The sequence below is a fragment of the Pontibacter sp. HSC-14F20 genome, assembly GCF_019599265.1.
In the GTDB taxonomy this organism is placed as follows: Bacteria; Bacteroidota; Bacteroidia; order Cytophagales; family Hymenobacteraceae; genus Pontibacter.
In genome coordinates, this window is the sequence record NZ_JAHZTC010000026.1 from 1 (window position 1) to 16,183 (window position 16,183).

The following is a 16,183-nucleotide window of genomic DNA, read 5'->3' on the forward strand; positions in this document are numbered from 1 at the left end:
TATCTCCGCTATTAAAAGCCATTGGGTGTCGGTTAAACTGCTTGGGTAAGTCATAAGTCTGCTAACTTTTCTTACTCAAACAACCGGCACCTGCTTTTTTATTCATTCAAATCAAAACAGCCTCTTAGCTTTTGAAAATATTTCGCAGTTTTGTAAAAAATCGCTTCTATCTTTCGTAAGGCTTATAAGCTTGCCTGATTTTCTTCCGAAAGTTGCATAAGGTTAACCGGCTGCAGAGTATGAGTTTTACAATAAAACAAAGTTTAAACATGTTATTGTAGCTGCGGTTAAACATAGCATCAGGCTTATTATTAAATTTTGAGTTAATTTTGCCGCTACCTTATCAAAGGTTAGTGTATAGGGGAATCCTAAACAGCATAAATGGATTTAGACAAAAATAAACCGGGAACCGCTCCAGCCCGGCGCAGGTACGTAACAACACGCAGGCTCGACAGAATATTTGTTGAGTTAGCGAAAGTGTACCGTTTCAATGCGCGGTTTTTCAGGGAAGTGTGGTTTCCGCCTTACGAGTTCAAAGAAATTATCAAGCAGTGTTATGAAATCGGGGTGCGCTCTTTGCCCCTGATATCGCTCACAGGCTTTATCATCGGTATCGTGTTTACCAACCAATCGCGCCCCTCCCTGGCCGATTTTGGCGCCACCTCACTTCTCCCCGCTCTTATTTCCGTGGCCATCATCCGGGCCATTGGTCCGCTGGTGACGGCTCTTATCGCTGCCGGAAGGGTCGGTTCTGCCATCGGTGCTGAACTGGGCTCCATGCGGGTAACGGAGCAGATCGATGCCATGGAAGTGTCGGCTACCAACCCTTTCAAATTTCTGGTAGTAAGCCGGGTACTGGCATCGACCCTGATGATTCCAGCCCTAACAATGTTTACCACGCTCGTGTCCCTGCTGGGTGGCTACCTGAACGTGCACCAGAACGAACTGACTTCCCTGAGCGTCTTTTTCTACCAGGTATTTGATGCCATCACATTTCTGGACATAGTTGCCTCGTCGGTTAAGTCCGTGATCTTTGGTTTTACTATCGGTATGGTGGGGTGCTACAAAGGGTATAATTCTTCGAAGGGTACAGAAGGCGTGGGCAAGGCGGCCAACTCGTCGGTGGTAACGGCCATGTTCCTTATTTTTATAGAGGAACTGCTTATCATGCAGGTTATTAACGCAATCAGAGCTTTTTAATGGAGGCAAAAGAAATAAACCCTAACATCGATAGAAACGAGAAAGTGATTTCTATCCGGGGCCTCAAAAAAGCATTCGACGATTTTGAGGTACTCAAAGGTGTGGACCTGGATCTGTATAAAGGTGAAAACCTGGTCGTGCTTGGTCGATCCGGTACGGGCAAGTCCGTGTTGATCAAAATTATATCCGGCCTGTTGTATGGCGACGAAGGTTCAGTTAATGTATTGGGCCAGGATGTAGGCGAACTCAAACCGCGGGATCTGGATGCGCTTCGGCTCAAGATCGGCTTTTCGTTTCAGAACAGTGCCCTGTACGACAGTATGACCGTGCGCGAGAACCTGGCTTTTCCGCTGGTGCGGCACGCCAAAAACATGGGTGAACAGGAGCGTGAAGATCTCATCCTTTATGTGCTGGAGGCCGTGGGACTTTCGCAGGCGATCAACCAGATGCCTTCTGAACTGTCGGGTGGCCAGCGCAAGCGCATCGGCATTGCCCGCACCCTGATCCTGAAGCCCGATATTATGCTCTATGATGAGCCCACAGCCGGTCTTGACCCTATTACCTGTATCGAGATCAATAATCTGATTAATGAAGTACAGCGCAGGTTCAATACCTCCTCCATCATTATTACCCACGACCTAACCTGCGCCCGCGCCGTAGGAGACAGAGTAGTGATGCTGCTCGACGGTCAGTTCCAGCGCGAAGGTACTTTTGAAGAAGTGTTCGACAGCAACGACGAACGCGTTCAATCTTTTTATAACTACAATTTTATAGACTAGATGAGTTCTGCAGATAATAAACGCACGGTTATAGTTGGTATTTTCACTTTCCTGGCGATCGTGATTCTGGTAGCAGGTATATTTACCCTGGCTGGCCAGCAGAAGCGCCTGATCAGCACCATATCTGTTACAGCCATTTTTGATGATGTGGCCGGTCTGCGTACCGGTAACAATGTCTGGTTTTCGGGTGTGAAGATCGGTACCATCAAATCCATTAATCTGTATGGCGATTCGCAGGTAGAGGTGGTGATGAACATTGAGGAGAAGGTACAGCAGTATATCCGCAAGAACGCCTCGGCCCGCATCAGCTCCGAAAGCTTTATCGGTAACAAGAACATCGTAATCGACGGCGGTACGCAGCGTGCCGCTCCGATACAGGATGGCGACAGAATAACGGCCGTAAGTCCGCTCAACACCGATGACCTGATGGAAAAGCTGCAGCAGAACAACGAGAACCTGGTAGCGATCACCGGCGACTTCAAGCAACTAACCTCCCGCTTGGTAAAAGGCGAAGGAACCGTAGGTGCCCTGCTGACCGACACCACCATGGCCCAAAATTTCCGTGGCATGGTGGATAACCTCCAGCGCACCTCAGAAAGCACCGCCAATGCCTCACGTTCACTCACTGCCTTTACTCACAAACTCAACTCCCCTGACGGCCTGGCAAACCAACTGGTAACCGACAAAGAGGTGTTCCAGCAGCTGAAAAACTCGATGACACAGCTGGAAGAGGCCACCGCTTCGACCTCTGAAATAACCGAGAATCTGCGCACAGCTAGCAGCCGACTCAATAACAACAACAATGCTGTGGGTGTGCTCCTCAACGATCAGGATTTTGCCCGAAAGTTGCAAAGCACCATGCAGAACCTGGAAACCGGCACCGAAAAGCTGGATCAGAACATGGAGGCCCTGCAAAGCAACTTCTTGTTCAGAGGCTTCTTCAGACGACAGGCAAAGGAACAAGCCAAGCAGAAGGAGCAACAGCAAAGTCAGTCGGCACCGCAGCAGGTACAACCAAAAGACACAACACAGCTGGAGTTTAAGCCTTCCAAACTGATAGAGAATTAAGCACAAAAAAAGGGGCGAATCTCCGAAAGATTCGCCCCTTTTTTATTGGACTTGAAGGTATAGCTATACCTTAAGAGGCCGCATACTCCTTCCGGATATTTTCGGCAACTTCCTCAAATTCTTCTTTGCTGAACTGCTGCTTGTTGGCAAAGTTCATGTCCGCCATTTTATTAAGCGGGATCAGGTGCACGTGCGCATGGGGCACTTCCAGGCCAACCACTGCTATACCTATGCGCTTGCAAGGAACGGCCTTCTCTACGGCAGCCGCCACTCTTTTGGCAAAAGCCATCAGGCCCAGGTATAGCGCATCTTCCAGGTCAAACAGGTAGTCGATCTGCTGCTTAGGTATAACAAGGGTATGACCTTTAGTCGTCGGAAATACGTCCAGAAAGGCCAGGTAGCGATCATCCTCGGCTATTTTGTAAGCGGGAATTTCGCCATTTACGATTTTAGTGAAGATGGATGGCTCCATAAGTTTAGCGGCTAATTTCCAGAATTTCGAACTCGATCTTGCCGGCTGGCACAGTTATCTCTGCCTTTTCGCCAACCGACTTACCCAGCAAACCCTTCCCGATCGGAGACTTTACAGAGATTTTGCCGGAGGCCAGGTCTGCTTCTTCTTCCGCCACCAGGGTATAATCCATCACCATATTGTTCTTCAGGTTCTTGATTTTCACCTTGGAGAGGATCAGCGCCTTGCTCATGTCCAGGTTCGACTCGTCTATCAGACGGGCGTTACCTACCACTTCCTCAAGCTTAGCAATTTTCAGCTCCAGGTGACCCTGCGCGTCCTTGGCGGCGTCATACTCAGCGTTCTCGCTCAGGTCGCCCTTATCGCGTGCTTCTGCCAACTGACGGGCTACTTCAGAGCGGCCTTTTGTCTTCAGGTCGTGCAGCTCTTCTTTTAGCTTCTGTAAACCTTCGGCGGTGTAATAAGAAATGTTGCTCATAATACTGACTTCATGTTTTAAAACATAAAAACAAAAAGAACGGCTATGTCAAACATAACCGTTCTTTTTGCCAAATATGTAATTGATTAATTTTTTCTACTTCAGCCTGGCTGCATCGATACAAGCCGGCGATGCTGGGCAAGCTACATGCGCACGGGCATCCCCCGGTGGCACTGTGTTGAGCAAATATACAAATTTATTTTAATACAAAATTTTTCGGTGATACTTATTTAGCGGCACCAAAAACACATATTGCAAGCGGCAGTATACGTTCTATACGCAAACGCGGCAGCCTGGTATGAGACAGGAGCCAGTATTATTAAGAAAGTTTACCCGCTTCCTACAGGGCCTTTATCTTATGTACCAGCACCTCGTTTATATTGATGTAAGACTCATGAGTCCAGCCTGCAATATGGGGCGTTAGCACCACCTGGTCAGATGTCTTAAGGTAGTCGAAATTCCGTCTTTGCTCCTCCGTCAGACTGTGTAGTTTCTCATTTTCGAGTACGTCCAGGGCAGCCCCTTTCAGCGTGCCGGTCTGCAGGTGATGAACCAACGCGGTCTGATCCACAACTTCGCCGCGGGAGGTGTTCATGAACCAGATCTGCTTGCGAAAGCCTTGGAAAAAGGCATCATCCGCAAAAGCCCAGTTCTCAGGTATATAAGGTATATGCAGGCTCACAATATCCGCTTCCGCCTGCAACTCCACAAGCGAGGCAGACTCCGCAGGCGCTGAAATCTTTTCAGGGACGAAACGATCATAGGCCAGGATACGACAACCGAAGCCACTCAGCAAGCGGGCAAAGCTTTGCCCCATATTCCCGTAGCCGATGATGCCCACTGTTTTTCCGCTGATCTCCTCCCCTCTGTTCTCTTCGCGCAGCCATACCTTGTCGCGCACTTGCCGGTCGCCACGCGTGATGTTGCGCATCAAACTGAGCAGCATTCCCAAAGCATGTTCCCCCACCGCCTGCCGGTTTCCTTCGTTGGCGCCGACCAGTGCTATACCTCGCTCCTGCAGCACCTCTGCATCAATGTTATCCAGCCCGGCCCCTGCTCTGGCCACGAACCTGAGCTTATCGGCCAGCTTGATGGTATCGGCTGTAATCCGCATTTTGCTTCGAACAATCAGTCCCTCAAAACCCGCCAGTGCCTCGCATACCTCCAATGGGTTGATATCCGGACGATAGTCATAGGCTATACCTATACCTTCCAGCATCGGAAAGAGACTAGGGTGTACTTCATCAATGATCAGGACTCGAGGATTTGCCATGCTGTTATAATTCATACAATGCATGCGCTATACCAAAGTAAATCGCTAGGCCTAACAAGTCATTCGCGGTCGTAATGAACGGTCCGGCGGCAACAGCAGGGTTCACGCCCATTTTATCGAGCAGCATCGGGGTCAGCGTTCCCATCAGCGAGGCCAACATGACGACTGAAAACAGGGCTACTGAAACCACTGTGGAGAGCTTCAGATCCTGCCGGAAAAGATACGTGAAACCGAAAACCAGTGCCGAAATAATGAGCGCATTCAGGAATGCCACCATAATGAGCTTTAGAAGGCGTTGGGTGAAGTTCTCAAAGATTACGGCGTTGGATGAGAGCGTCTGGATGATGATGGACGAAGACTGTATACCTACATTCCCTCCGGTAGCGGTAATCAGCGGCACAAAGAGTGCAAGCGCTGGCAGCATGGCAATATCGGCTTCAAAAAAGCCCATGAAATGGGCAGCCAGCAAACCACCCACCATCCCGATCACGAGCCAGGGTATACGGGAGCGCGAGATACGGAACACGCTATCGTCTTCCTCCACATTTTCGGAAATACCCGTCATGAGCTGGCGGCTGAGTTCGGCCTGCTCCTGCATCACGTCGATCACGTCGTCGATCGTAATGCGCCCGAGCAGTTTGCCCTGTATATTGACCACAGGTATAGCCTCAAGGTCGTACTTCTGCATCACGCTCACCACCTCATTTTCGTCCCGGAAAGACTCGATCGAGATGACGTCTTCGCTGTAAATGTCCTTCACCAGTTTGTCATCCTTAGATAACAGGAGCGCTTTGATACTGAGGCGACCCAGCAGAACATCGCGGTTATCGACCACATACACGGTATAGATACGCTCCACGTCCTCCGCCTGCCGACGAATCTCTTCAATGCATTGGCGCACACGCCAGTTGATGTTCACTTTGATCAGCTCTTTCGCCATCAGACCGCCGGCGCAGTCTTCTTCGTAGTGCAACAGGTCCAGAATGTCGTCTGCCTTCTCTTCGTTTTCGATCAGGGCGATCACTTCCTCGCGACGCTGCACGTTCATCTCGTTCAGAATGTCCACGGCGTCATCCGAATCCATCAGGTTGACGTAGCGCGCTATCTCCTGACTGGTGAAATAGGCCAAGAAATCGGAGCGGATGTCGTAATCAAGATCACTGAGAATCTGGGAACCGACCTCGGGAGGCAACAGATCCAGCACGAACTTCGACTCATTGGTATCCAGTTCGTACAGCACTGTCGTGATGTCGGCCGGATACATATCGGACATGGTTTCGAGCAGGAAACCCTTGTCGTCGCGTGCTATTGCCTCTTCAACCTGTTCAATGTATTCACGTGTGATCTCTACCTGCATGGTATTATATGTTCTGCTCTACGAGCTGGGTCAATGCTATAAAATCCTCTACTGACAACTGCTCTGCCCGCTGGTCGAAGACAGGGAGCGTTGTAACTTCAGGGGGAAGGTTAAATGTTTTGAGGCAGTTACGCAGCGTTTTGCGCCTTGTTCCAAAACTGTTCTTCACAACAGAGAAAAACAGCTTCTCATCGCAAGGCAAACTCTGCCGATCGTTGCGCACCACACTGATAACGCCAGACTTAACCTTGGGTGGCGGGTGGAACACGTTTTCGTGCACGGTAAACTTATACTCTATGGTATAGAAAGCCTGCAGGAGCACACTCAAAATGCCATAGGCTTTGGAGCCCGGGGGCGAAGCCAGTCGCTCGGCAACTTCTTTCTGAATCATGCACACCACTTCCGGTACCACATCCCGATGCTCGAGCACTTTAAAAAAAATCTGGCTTGAGATATTGTAAGGAAAATTGCCGATAATGGCGAACTTGCCCGGAAACAGCTTACTCAAGTCGGTTTTCAGGAAATCCGCCGAAATAATGCGATCACCCAAAGCCGGAAAATGCTGTTGCAGATAGACAATGGACTCCCGGTCAATGTCCAGTACGGTGGTGCGGTACTCCTTGTGCTCGAGCATATACTGCGTGAGCACCCCCATACCCGGGCCGATCTCCAGCACATCAGTCACCCCGCCGGGCAGCGTCAGTTGCTCCACTATTTTGCGGGCGATGTTCTGGTCGACCAGAAAGTGCTGGCCCAGGTGCTTCTTCGGACTTACTTTGCTCACGTGCTATACGTTATGTTCCCGACTGCTTAAGACAATTTCGCCGGAAACCCGTTATACCTTATTTAGATGCGATACCGATGCCGGCTATACCTGCGCCCGGGCTTTTCGCATTACACTATATACTTACTATATTGCAGCTCCAAAGATACGAATGACAAATGCCAACACAACTCAAATACAATACATCGGTAGGTAAAAATACAGACGTAGCCCTGATTGTGCGGGCTGACCAGACGGATTCACTCACGGAGCTCACCCCGGACGAAGCCGCATACCTGAAACGCCAGCTGGAAGCTGAAGCGAAGATCGTTTCTATGAACCGCTATACCCAGCGGGTATACGTGGTGGTATACAACGAGGGCAAAACCCAGCATGCCACCAGGGAGACACTACGCCAGGCAGGCTATGCCCTGCTCAAGCAACTCAAAGCCGATAAGGTAGAAGAGATCGCCATTCAGGACCTTACTAAATCAGACGCGAGTCCATACCTGGCCGAGGGCCTATACCTGAGCAACTACCAGTTTCAGAAGTATAAGACCCGAAACAGTAAGCCGAGCCCACTACAGACTATTGTGCTGACCGACGAAAATCTGTCGGAGTTTGACGTGATGGAGCTGCAAAACGTACTCGACGCCGTAACCATTACCCGCGATCTGGTGAACGAACCAAACAGCCATCAAAGCGCTACCCAGTTCAGTGAGCAATTGGTTGAGCTCGGCAAGGAAGCTGGTTTTACAACCCAGGTATTCGATGAGCTGCAGATTCAGTCCTTGAAAATGGGTGGTCTGCTGGCCGTGAACCAAGGCAGTGAAGAGCCTCCGACCTTTAATATATTAGAGTGGAAGCCGGAAGGCGCCACCAACACCAAACCATACGTGCTGGTAGGCAAAGGCGTGGTATACGATACCGGTGGCCTCAGCCTGAAGCCGACGCCACAGTCCATGGACTTCATGAAGTCCGATATGGCCGGTGCCGCTGCCGTGAGTGGAGTAATGTACGCCTTAGCCAAGAATAATGTGCAGCTGCACGTCATCGCGCTTATACCTGCTACCGACAACCGTCCTGGCGGCAAGGCCTATTCTCCGGGAGATGTGCTGACTATGCACAACGGCATGACGGTAGAAGTGCTCAACACTGACGCCGAAGGCCGCCTGATCCTGGCCGACGCCTTGAGCTTTGCACAAAAGTATAAGCCGGAACTGGTGATTGACATGGCTACCCTGACCGGTGCCGCGGCCCGTGCCATTGGCAAAGAAGGTCTTGTGGCGATGAGTAATGCAGGCGACGAGGTGATGACAGCCTTGAAAAAAGCCGGTGAAGCAGAGCACGAGCGTATTGTGGAGTTTCCGCTATGGGATGAGTATAAGAAGCACATCGAGTCGGACATAGCCGATATCAAAAACCTGGGCGGTGCCGAAGCAGGCGCTATTTCGGCGGGTGTGTTCCTGGAGTATTTCACCGACTACCCGTGGGTACACTTCGATATTGCCGGTACGGCTTATCTGCTGGGCGAAGACTCTTACCGTGGCAAACTGGCCACCGGATCGGGCGTGCGCCTGGTTTACAACTACCTTAGCTCTCTGGCTAACTAAGAAAAAAATGGACAACAGATACAAAGCAAAAATAGGAATCAGCATCGGCGACACAAACGGCATTGGCCCGGAAGTCATCGTCAAAACACTATCAGACCAGCGAATCCTCAACTTCTGCACCCCCGTAATCTACGGTTCTGCCGCAGTTATGAACAAGGTGCGCAAGGCTTTAAGTGCCGAGCATTTCCACTACCAGCAGGTTGATTCTGCACAGGAGCTTATACCTAAGAAGATCAACCTGATTAACTGCTGGGAAGAAGATATCGCGGTAGAGCCGGGTACACCAAAGCCGGAATCTGGCAAGGCCTCGCTTGACTCGTTGCTGGCTGCTGCTCGCGACCTGAAAGATGGTTTGCTGGATGGATTGGTGACCGCCCCGATTGACAAAGACAACATCCAGTCCGAAGAGTTCCGTTTCCCGGGTCACACCGAGTTCCTGACCTCCTACTTTGATGCAGCCGACAGCCTGATGCTGCTTGTGAGCGACGACCTGCGTGTAGCAACCGTCACGGGCCATATACCTGTGAAGGATGTAGCCAGCAAGCTCAGCTTTGACCTGATCATCCGTAAGATCACCATCCTGCAGGAGTCGTTGCGAAAAGATTTTGGTATCCTGAAACCGCGCATCGCCGTGTTAGGCTTCAATCCGCACGCCGGTGAAAAAGGTTTGCTGGGAACTGAAGAACTGGAGATAATCCGCCCCGCTGTGATGCACCTGAAAGACAAAGGCCATTTGGTGTTCGGCCCCTACCCGGCCGACGGCTTCTTTGGCATGCGCCTGTACAAGCAGTTTGACGCGGTGCTGAGTATGTACCACGACCAGGGACTTATTCCTTTTAAGACACTGGCCATGGAGACCGGGGTGAACTATACGGCTGGCCTGCCGATCGTACGTACCTCCCCGGATCACGGCACAGCATACGACATAGCCGGTAAGCACACAGCCGATGAAACCTCTTTCAGAGAAGCGTTGTTCCTTGCCTGCGACATCATAAAAAAGCGCCAGACAGAGCAAAAGGCTGTTTTATAAATCGGGCTGCTATTTTATTTGTCAAATTAATGTTCTAATTTTGCGTCTTGCAATAAAAACACGGTAGTGAAAAAGCTAAGAGACTACGAAATCGGCATAGCCAAACTCAGTAATAAGAAGCATGATTACGAGTTTGAGATGGACGATTCATTCTTTGCTTTGTTTGAGCAGGAGATCATACTGGGGGGAAAGCTACTGGCAAAAGTAGAACTCGATAAAACCGAGTCGCTGCTGACGCTGCATTTTGACATAAAAGGGCACGTGCGCCTCACCTGTGACCGCAGTCTGGAGGAATTTGACCAGCCAGTGGACATCGAAGAGACGCTGTTAATCAAGTACGGAGAGGAAAATGCCGAGCTGGATGAAGATTTGTGGCAGATTACGCCCGAGACGCAGACGCTCAATGTAGCACAGCACCTGTATGATTACATAGGATTATCGCTGCCTATGAAAAAGCTTCACCCACGTTTTGTGGAAGAGCTGGACGAAGATGATGAAAGGGATATCCTGATCTATTCTTCACGAAAGGCAGACGACAGTGAAGGTAATGACAACGACGGAGATGACGATGATGACATTGACCCACGTTGGGATGCCTTGAAAAACCTGAACTAACAAGCAGTAGAATAATAAAGTATTAAATAACAGCAAGTAAATTTATAACTAAAAATGGCACATCCTAAACGCAAGATTTCGAAGACCAGAAGAGATAAGAGAAGAACTCATCAGAAGCTCTCTGAGAAAGCGATTGCAATCTGCCCTACTACAGACACTCCTCACCTGTTCCACCATGCTTATGTGGTAGAAGGCGACCTGTATCACAAAGGCAAACTGGCGATCAAAAATTATACGACCAACGCTCAGTAATCGAATCCTGTACTCCGTTTCAGTTCTGTATAATTTAACTTCATCCAGTACATGAGAATCGCCCTGGACGCTATGGGCGGCGACTATGCACCTGAAGCAAACGTGAAAGGTGCTATGCTAGCCGCAGAACAGCTCGAAGAAGATTATGAAATCCTGCTCATTGGCAAGGAAGATATTCTGAATCAGCTGCTGAAAGAATATGGTTATACTGGCTCTGTTATAAAGGTGGTCAACGCCACTCAAGTGATTGAAATGGGAGAGCATCCCACAAAAGCACTTACTCAGAAGCCAGACTCCAGTATCGCTGTGGGTTTTGGTATGCTTAAGGCTGAAAAAGCACATGCTTTTTGCAGCACAGGCAATACCGGAGCAATGCTGGTAGGTGCCATGTTCAGCGTAAAAGCTGTAGAAGGCATTTTAAGACCATCTATCGGCGGTTTGGTACCAAAGCTCAATGGTGGCTTCGGTATTATACTGGATGTGGGAGCAAACGCTGACTGCAAGCCTGAAGTACTGGAGCAGTTCGGCGAAATTGGTTCTATCTACGCCAAGTACGTGCTGGAGATCGAAAATCCGAAAGTCGGGCTGATGAACCTGGGAGAAGAGGAAGGCAAGGGCACTGTCAATACACAGGCAGCGTACCAGCGCCTCAAAGTTAACCCAAACATCAATTTCATTGGCAACATCGAAGGACGCGACATGTTCAACGACAGAGCCGATGTGATTGTTTGTGACGGGTATACCGGCAACATCATCCTGAAAATGGCAGAGTCTGTCTACGATATCCTGAGCGAGAAGAACATGCACGATCCGTTTTTCGACAAGTTCAACTACGAGGCCGTAGGCGGTAGCCCAATCCTGGGTATAAATGGCAACGCCGTTATCGGACATGGTGTATCTTCCCCTCTGGCTGTCTGCAACATGGTGCTGCAGGCCCAGAAAATGGTAGCCACCAATCTGTCTCAGCGATTCATAAAGCATACAGGCGTCCAATAAAAGGCGCTGGCTTCGGCCAAACAATTTTCTTGGCACAAACTGTCTCTCTACTCTTTTTGCGTAACGACGGTTTGTGCCAAGTTTTTTTTATTATATTGCCGTCTTAAACTTCCAACACTTATACCTTTCACATTATGAGTAAAATTACTGCCGCGATCACAGGTGTGGCTGGCTATGTTCCGGATTACGTGCTGACGAACAAGGAACTGGAGACCATGGTGGAGACAAACGATGAATGGATCCTTTCGCGCACGGGCATCAAAGAAAGGCGCATCCTGAAGGGCGAAGGTAAAGGCACTTCGCATATTGCAGTACCGGCAGTACTGGAGCTTCTTAAAAAAACGAATACAAAACCAGAAGAAATAGAGCTGCTCATTTGCGCCACCACCACTCCTGATATGGTATTTCCGGCTACGGCCAACCTGATCACGGCTGAGGTAGGCGCTGTAAATGCCTTTGGTTACGATCTGCAGGCAGCCTGCTCCGGTTTCCTCTACGCATTGGCCACTGCCTCCAAATTCATTGAAACAGGGCAGTACAAGAAAATAGTGGTAGTAGGTGCCGATAAGATGTCTTCTATAATTGATTATACCGACCGCGCTACCTGTATCATTTTTGGTGATGGTGGCGGTGCTGTGATGCTGGAGCCTAACACAGAAGGTTACGGTATTCTGGACTCAGTATTGAAGTCAGATGGCACAGGTGCACAGTACCTGCACATGAAAGCAGGCGGCAGCCGCAAACCAGCTACCGTTGAAACGGTGCAGGCACGTGAGCACTACGCCTACCAGGAAGGACAGCAGGTATTTAAGTTTGCGGTAAAAGGTATGGCAGATGTGTCCGCCGAAGTGATGGAGCGAAACGACCTCACAGCGGAAGATGTCGCCTGGCTGGTTCCACACCAGGCAAATAAGCGTATTATCGATGCGACGGCTAACCGCATGGGCGTGGGCAGCGACAAGGTAATGCTTAACATCGAACGTTACGGTAATACCACAAGCGGCACCATTCCACTTTGCCTCTGGGAATATGAAAAGCAGCTAAAAAAAGGAGACAACCTGATTCTGGCAGCCTTTGGAGGCGGCTTTACCTGGGGAGCTATCTATGTGAAATGGGCTTACGATCCGAAATAAATACTCTTTTCATAAACAGGAAAAGCGGCACTTCAGCCGCTTTTCCTGTTTATAGGTTATTTGCCGGATAGCTTATACCATATCGGTCCGTAATGCCAGTCTTTTTTCCATTTGCGAGAGCAGTTCCTGAAACCGGTCAGACAACTTCTCTATATCTTTCATCCCTGCATGCGCCTGGTCGATGTTGCCTTTTCGGTAAAGACTGAACAGCTGATTGGCATTTGCAAGTAAGTCACCATGTGTTTTCTGAAGACTGTAAAGCTCCGGCTCGTTCCCGTACTTCACCTTCCCTACCTGCGAAAACCAATGGCTGATCGGACCTGCATCTGAAAAGAACACGCTATCGAACGCACCACCGTACAGCACAGAGCGTACCTTGGACTTAAACAGAATATGTTTAATCCGGATCTGCTGAAAATCTACCTGTGCTGAATTCACTTGTTTCGTTCCTGAATGATATTGCTACAATTCATCTACTGCTATACCTAAACCCTGTAGTTTTTTCTTCATCTGGTATTTGTCGGTCACATTAAAACCAGCGACCAGTATACCTACTATCTGCTTATGCTCATCAAATAGCGGCTGGAAAATAAAGGTAAGGTAATTGTCTTCCAATTTACCCTGCGCATTGGCGAGCTTCACCACAATTTCTTTGGCCTCAAAAGTTTTACCCGTCTGGTATACATTATCAAGTATTTCAATATAGCCCTGATCGGCTACCTCAGGCAAAGCTTCGGCTACGGTTTTACCTATCAGTTTTATGTGTGGGAACAATTCCTGATACTTTGGATTAACCAGTTCATAGCGATGTTCCGGACCTCTCAAAATACTGAAAAAAGTGGGAGACTGCATGATCAGGCGCTCCAGTGTCATGCGTTCGTTTTCGACTTTGCGGTAAGCGATCTGTACCTGATCCGCCAATTCCGACATCTGCTCGTTGCTGGCCAACAGTTCCTGCACCAACTTCTTCATATCATGAATGTCACTACAGCTCCCTAGCCACATCCGAATCGTTCCATCATCATGCAGCATGGGTAAATAGCGACTCAGGTGCCAGCGATAATCGCCCTCTTTGTCACGGATGCGGATCTCTACCTGGCTGGCCTCCCCTTTCTCGAGAGATTGCTGCCAGGATTTCAATGCCCCTGGCAAATCTTGCGGGTGGATCGTTTCTTTCCATCCACCGGCCATCAACTGCTCAACCGGTACACCTGTGTAGGTTTCCCATTGCTTATTAAAATAAGTAGAATTTCCTGCAGCATCATCGGCATCAATCAACTGAGGCATTGAGTCAGCCATAAACCGGAATTTCTGCCCGATATCCTGCAAGGCCATTTTAGTTTCTTCCCGCTCAGTCACGTCTTTTGTTTCCTGCAGTACATACAACAGGTTGCCCTGATCGTCCATGATTGGTGTATGAGAGGCTTCCCAGTAACGCTCATCGTAACCGCTCCCATCAGGTCTGGCAATTGCGTAGCGTATCACGTCAAGGTATACCTTCTGGCGTTTGCGTATGGCCTCCTCAATAGAAAGTCGCACCGGATTCACTTCAAAAGGAACATTGGGTTCCGGAAAAGCTTCGAGCAAAAAATGTTTGCCCAGAATATTATCCAGCTGTCGCATTGTAACTTCCAGATAGCGCTTGTTGGCCCCTACGATTTTCTGGTCCGGGTCAAGCAGTACCATGGCTTCAGGTGTGTTATAAAAAATGAGCTTGTAATCCATGAAAAAAGAAATTTATATTAAAAAAGCCTGCAAATTGGGAGTTGTGGGCATACAACCATACGGAAGCAGGCAAAAAGCACATACATTAGTACGGGCTCTTATTTAAAATAATGGCTAAATTATATAAAATAAATGACTTGTCACGCCTCGCTTTCACTGTGGTTTTATAGGAGCACACAAGCGAAAAGCCCTAAGCTTTTTGATCAATATTTGAGTATAATAGCTAACTTTGTTTGCAAGACAGCGAATTGCGCTATACTTTTATCGTTTCATTTAATATCAAGCGTAACAACACCACACTATGGCAACCACAGCTGACATCAGAAATGGTCTGTGCATGGAATTTAACAACGACCTCTATGTAGTAGTTGAATTTCAACACGTTAAACCAGGCAAGGGCCCCGCTTTCGTGAGAACGAAGCTTCGTAACATCAAAACCGGGAAATTATTAGATAACACTTTCTCAGCTGGTCATAAGATCACTACTGCACGTGTAGAGCAACGTCCCCACCAGTACATTTACAAGGACGACATGGGCTATAACTTTATGGACATGAGTACTTTTGAGCAGGTTGCGCTTGATGAGAAAATGGTTCCTTTTGCCGATCTGATGAAAGAAGGTCAGGAAGTAACTATCCTTTTCCATGCTGAAACTGAAACCCCGCTCACTTGCGAAATCCCTCCTTTTGTGGAGCTCACAATTACTTATACCGAGCCGGGTCTTAAAGGTGATACAGCCACCAATGCATCGAAACCAGCCATTGTAGAAACTGGTGCCACTATCCAGGTGCCGCTATTCATTGGCCAGGACGAAAAAATAAAAGTAGACACTAGAACTTATTCTTACGCAGAACGAGTAAAATAATAACATGAAAGCTAAAGAAATCCAGGACCTTATTGACTTTATCGCCAAGTCTGGTTTGAATAAAGTAAACATTGAGACAGAAGAATTCAAAATCTCGGTGAAACGTGATCCAGACCAGAAGGTGAGCTATGTGAAGGAGTCGCCATCCGCTTCGCATCACGTTGCAGCTCCTGCAGCAGCTCCAGCTGCCGCACCTCAGGGTTCTGCTGCACCAGCCGCTCCGGCAGCCCCTGCTGCACCGGCCAGCGACGATAGCAAATACATCGCTATCAAAGCACCTATGATCGGCACTTTCTACCGTTCTTCCAGTCCGGACAAGCCAGCGTTTGTTAATGTAGGCGATGAAATTAAAAAAGGCCAGGTGATCTGTATTATCGAAGCAATGAAGCTCTTCAATGAGATCGAGTCAGAGGTATCGGGCAAGATCGTGAAGGTGCTGGTAGACAACGCCAACCCGGTTGAGTACGATCAGCCGTTGTTCCTGGTAGATCCTAGCTAATTAATTGATTTGAAAATGTGAAGATTTGAAAATGGAGAAGGCGAATACCCTCTCCATTTTTATAT

At 48.8% G+C, this 16,183-nt stretch carries 18 protein-coding genes; 11 read left to right on the forward strand and 7 right to left on the reverse strand.

Annotation, left to right across the window (positions count from 1 at the left end; genetic code table 11):
- Nucleotides 1–381 precede the first annotated feature (381 nt).
- The 3 genes from K3G39_RS18705 to K3G39_RS18715 are packed head-to-tail and all read left to right on the forward strand — an operon-like array spanning nucleotide 382 to nucleotide 3,047.
- Nucleotides 382–1,200 carry an ABC transporter permease gene (locus tag K3G39_RS18705; RefSeq protein ID WP_220627702.1) on the forward strand — a complete coding sequence of 273 codons (819 nt, stop codon included), beginning with the start codon at nucleotides 382–384 and terminating at the stop codon, nucleotides 1,198–1,200.
- Nucleotides 1,200–1,979: an ABC transporter ATP-binding protein gene (locus K3G39_RS18710; RefSeq protein WP_220627703.1), complete on the forward strand. Its 780-nt coding sequence runs from the start codon at nucleotides 1,200–1,202 to the stop codon at nucleotides 1,977–1,979. Before K3G39_RS18705 ends, K3G39_RS18710 begins: the two co-directional genes overlap by 1 nt.
- On the forward strand, nucleotides 1,980–3,047 hold the full coding sequence (locus K3G39_RS18715; protein WP_220627704.1) for an MlaD family protein: 1,068 nt from the start codon (nucleotides 1,980–1,982) through the stop codon (nucleotides 3,045–3,047). It begins immediately after the preceding gene.
- Nucleotides 3,048–3,117: 70 nt separating this feature from the next.
- On the opposite strand, the gene K3G39_RS18720 is transcribed toward K3G39_RS18715, so the two are convergent.
- The 5 genes from K3G39_RS18720 to rsmA form a co-directional block, all read right to left on the reverse strand.
- The gene (locus K3G39_RS18720; RefSeq protein ID WP_220627705.1) at nucleotides 3,118–3,519 is read right to left on the reverse strand and encodes an HIT family protein; all 402 of its coding nucleotides are present in this window, start codon (nucleotides 3,517–3,519) and stop codon (nucleotides 3,118–3,120) included.
- A gap of 4 nt (nucleotides 3,520–3,523) precedes the next feature.
- On the reverse strand, nucleotides 3,524–3,997 hold the full coding sequence (greA, locus tag K3G39_RS18725; RefSeq protein ID WP_220627706.1) for a transcription elongation factor GreA: 474 nt from the start codon (nucleotides 3,995–3,997) through the stop codon (nucleotides 3,524–3,526).
- Between the two features lie 340 nt (nucleotides 3,998–4,337).
- Nucleotides 4,338–5,270 (reverse strand): NAD(P)-dependent oxidoreductase, encoded by a 933-nt coding sequence (locus K3G39_RS18730; protein ID WP_220627707.1) that lies wholly within the window; start codon nucleotides 5,268–5,270, stop codon nucleotides 4,338–4,340.
- Nucleotides 5,271–5,274: 4 nt separating this feature from the next.
- Complete coding sequence (mgtE, locus tag K3G39_RS18735) at nucleotides 5,275–6,627, reverse strand: magnesium transporter (protein ID WP_220627708.1); 1,353 nt, start codon at nucleotides 6,625–6,627, stop codon at nucleotides 5,275–5,277.
- Nucleotides 6,628–6,631: 4 nt separating this feature from the next.
- Nucleotides 6,632–7,411 (reverse strand): 16S rRNA (adenine(1518)-N(6)/adenine(1519)-N(6))-dimethyltransferase RsmA, encoded by a 780-nt coding sequence (gene rsmA, locus K3G39_RS18740; protein WP_220627709.1) that lies wholly within the window; start codon nucleotides 7,409–7,411, stop codon nucleotides 6,632–6,634.
- Between the two features lie 158 nt (nucleotides 7,412–7,569).
- Here rsmA and K3G39_RS18745 point away from each other — a divergent pair, with 158 nt between their 5' ends.
- From K3G39_RS18745 to K3G39_RS18770, 6 genes are all read left to right on the forward strand, one after another.
- A complete protein-coding gene (locus tag K3G39_RS18745) occupies nucleotides 7,570–9,003 on the forward strand; it encodes a M17 family metallopeptidase (RefSeq protein WP_220627710.1) in 1,434 nt (477 codons plus the stop codon).
- 7 nt (nucleotides 9,004–9,010) lie between these two features.
- A complete protein-coding gene (pdxA, locus tag K3G39_RS18750; RefSeq protein WP_220627711.1) occupies nucleotides 9,011–10,033 on the forward strand; it encodes a 4-hydroxythreonine-4-phosphate dehydrogenase PdxA in 1,023 nt (340 codons plus the stop codon).
- A gap of 66 nt (nucleotides 10,034–10,099) precedes the next feature.
- Nucleotides 10,100–10,648: a DUF177 domain-containing protein gene (locus K3G39_RS18755; RefSeq protein WP_220627712.1), complete on the forward strand. Its 549-nt coding sequence runs from the start codon at nucleotides 10,100–10,102 to the stop codon at nucleotides 10,646–10,648.
- Between the two features lie 54 nt (nucleotides 10,649–10,702).
- Nucleotides 10,703–10,900, forward strand: coding sequence for a 50S ribosomal protein L32 (rpmF, locus tag K3G39_RS18760; RefSeq protein ID WP_007658910.1), 198 nt, complete (start codon nucleotides 10,703–10,705; stop codon nucleotides 10,898–10,900).
- Between the two features lie 51 nt (nucleotides 10,901–10,951).
- Nucleotides 10,952–11,896, forward strand: a complete 945-nt coding sequence (plsX, locus tag K3G39_RS18765) for a phosphate acyltransferase PlsX (RefSeq protein ID WP_220627713.1) — start codon at nucleotides 10,952–10,954, stop codon at nucleotides 11,894–11,896.
- Between the two features lie 134 nt (nucleotides 11,897–12,030).
- Complete coding sequence (locus K3G39_RS18770; RefSeq protein ID WP_220627714.1) at nucleotides 12,031–13,029, forward strand: beta-ketoacyl-ACP synthase III; 999 nt, start codon at nucleotides 12,031–12,033, stop codon at nucleotides 13,027–13,029.
- Nucleotides 13,030–13,101: 72 nt separating this feature from the next.
- Here the strand turns inward: K3G39_RS18770 and K3G39_RS18775 are convergent, their stop codons facing one another.
- A complete protein-coding gene (locus tag K3G39_RS18775) occupies nucleotides 13,102–13,467 on the reverse strand; it encodes a histidine kinase (RefSeq protein ID WP_370627286.1) in 366 nt (121 codons plus the stop codon).
- A gap of 24 nt (nucleotides 13,468–13,491) precedes the next feature.
- A complete protein-coding gene (locus K3G39_RS18780) occupies nucleotides 13,492–14,754 on the reverse strand; it encodes a PAS domain-containing protein (protein WP_220627715.1) in 1,263 nt (420 codons plus the stop codon).
- Between the two features lie 301 nt (nucleotides 14,755–15,055).
- Here K3G39_RS18780 and efp point away from each other — a divergent pair, with 301 nt between their 5' ends.
- Both efp and accB read left to right on the forward strand, forming a co-directional pair.
- Nucleotides 15,056–15,619: an elongation factor P gene (gene efp, locus K3G39_RS18785; RefSeq protein ID WP_220627716.1), complete on the forward strand. Its 564-nt coding sequence runs from the start codon at nucleotides 15,056–15,058 to the stop codon at nucleotides 15,617–15,619.
- A gap of 4 nt (nucleotides 15,620–15,623) precedes the next feature.
- Nucleotides 15,624–16,118, forward strand: a complete 495-nt coding sequence (gene accB, locus K3G39_RS18790; protein ID WP_220627717.1) for an acetyl-CoA carboxylase biotin carboxyl carrier protein — start codon at nucleotides 15,624–15,626, stop codon at nucleotides 16,116–16,118.
- Nucleotides 16,119–16,183 lie beyond the last annotated feature (65 nt).

What these genes read in the sequence shown, in the direction of transcription:
- efp (WP_220627716.1), top strand. Translation starts at nt 15,056, where the DNA reads ATGGCAACCACAGCTGACATCAGAAATGGTCTGTGCATGGAATTTAAC.
- mgtE (WP_220627708.1), bottom strand. Translation starts at nt 6,627, where the DNA reads ATGCAGGTAGAGATCACACGTGAATACATTGAACAGGTTGAAGAGGCA.
- rpmF (WP_007658910.1), top strand. Translation starts at nt 10,703, where the DNA reads ATGGCACATCCTAAACGCAAGATTTCGAAGACCAGAAGAGATAAGAGA.
- K3G39_RS18715 (WP_220627704.1), top strand. Translation starts at nt 1,980, where the DNA reads ATGAGTTCTGCAGATAATAAACGCACGGTTATAGTTGGTATTTTCACT.
- plsX (WP_220627713.1), top strand. Translation starts at nt 10,952, where the DNA reads ATGAGAATCGCCCTGGACGCTATGGGCGGCGACTATGCACCTGAAGCA.
- K3G39_RS18780 (WP_220627715.1), bottom strand. Translation starts at nt 14,754, where the DNA reads ATGGATTACAAGCTCATTTTTTATAACACACCTGAAGCCATGGTACTG.
- pdxA (WP_220627711.1), top strand. Translation starts at nt 9,011, where the DNA reads ATGGACAACAGATACAAAGCAAAAATAGGAATCAGCATCGGCGACACA.
- accB (WP_220627717.1), top strand. Translation starts at nt 15,624, where the DNA reads ATGAAAGCTAAAGAAATCCAGGACCTTATTGACTTTATCGCCAAGTCT.
- greA (WP_220627706.1), bottom strand. Translation starts at nt 3,997, where the DNA reads ATGAGCAACATTTCTTATTACACCGCCGAAGGTTTACAGAAGCTAAAA.
- K3G39_RS18720 (WP_220627705.1), bottom strand. Translation starts at nt 3,519, where the DNA reads ATGGAGCCATCCATCTTCACTAAAATCGTAAATGGCGAAATTCCCGCT.
- K3G39_RS18730 (WP_220627707.1), bottom strand. Translation starts at nt 5,270, where the DNA reads ATGGCAAATCCTCGAGTCCTGATCATTGATGAAGTACACCCTAGTCTC.
- K3G39_RS18770 (WP_220627714.1), top strand. Translation starts at nt 12,031, where the DNA reads ATGAGTAAAATTACTGCCGCGATCACAGGTGTGGCTGGCTATGTTCCG.
- K3G39_RS18710 (WP_220627703.1), top strand. Translation starts at nt 1,200, where the DNA reads ATGGAGGCAAAAGAAATAAACCCTAACATCGATAGAAACGAGAAAGTG.
- K3G39_RS18745 (WP_220627710.1), top strand. Translation starts at nt 7,570, where the DNA reads ATGCCAACACAACTCAAATACAATACATCGGTAGGTAAAAATACAGAC.
- K3G39_RS18705 (WP_220627702.1), top strand. Translation starts at nt 382, where the DNA reads ATGGATTTAGACAAAAATAAACCGGGAACCGCTCCAGCCCGGCGCAGG.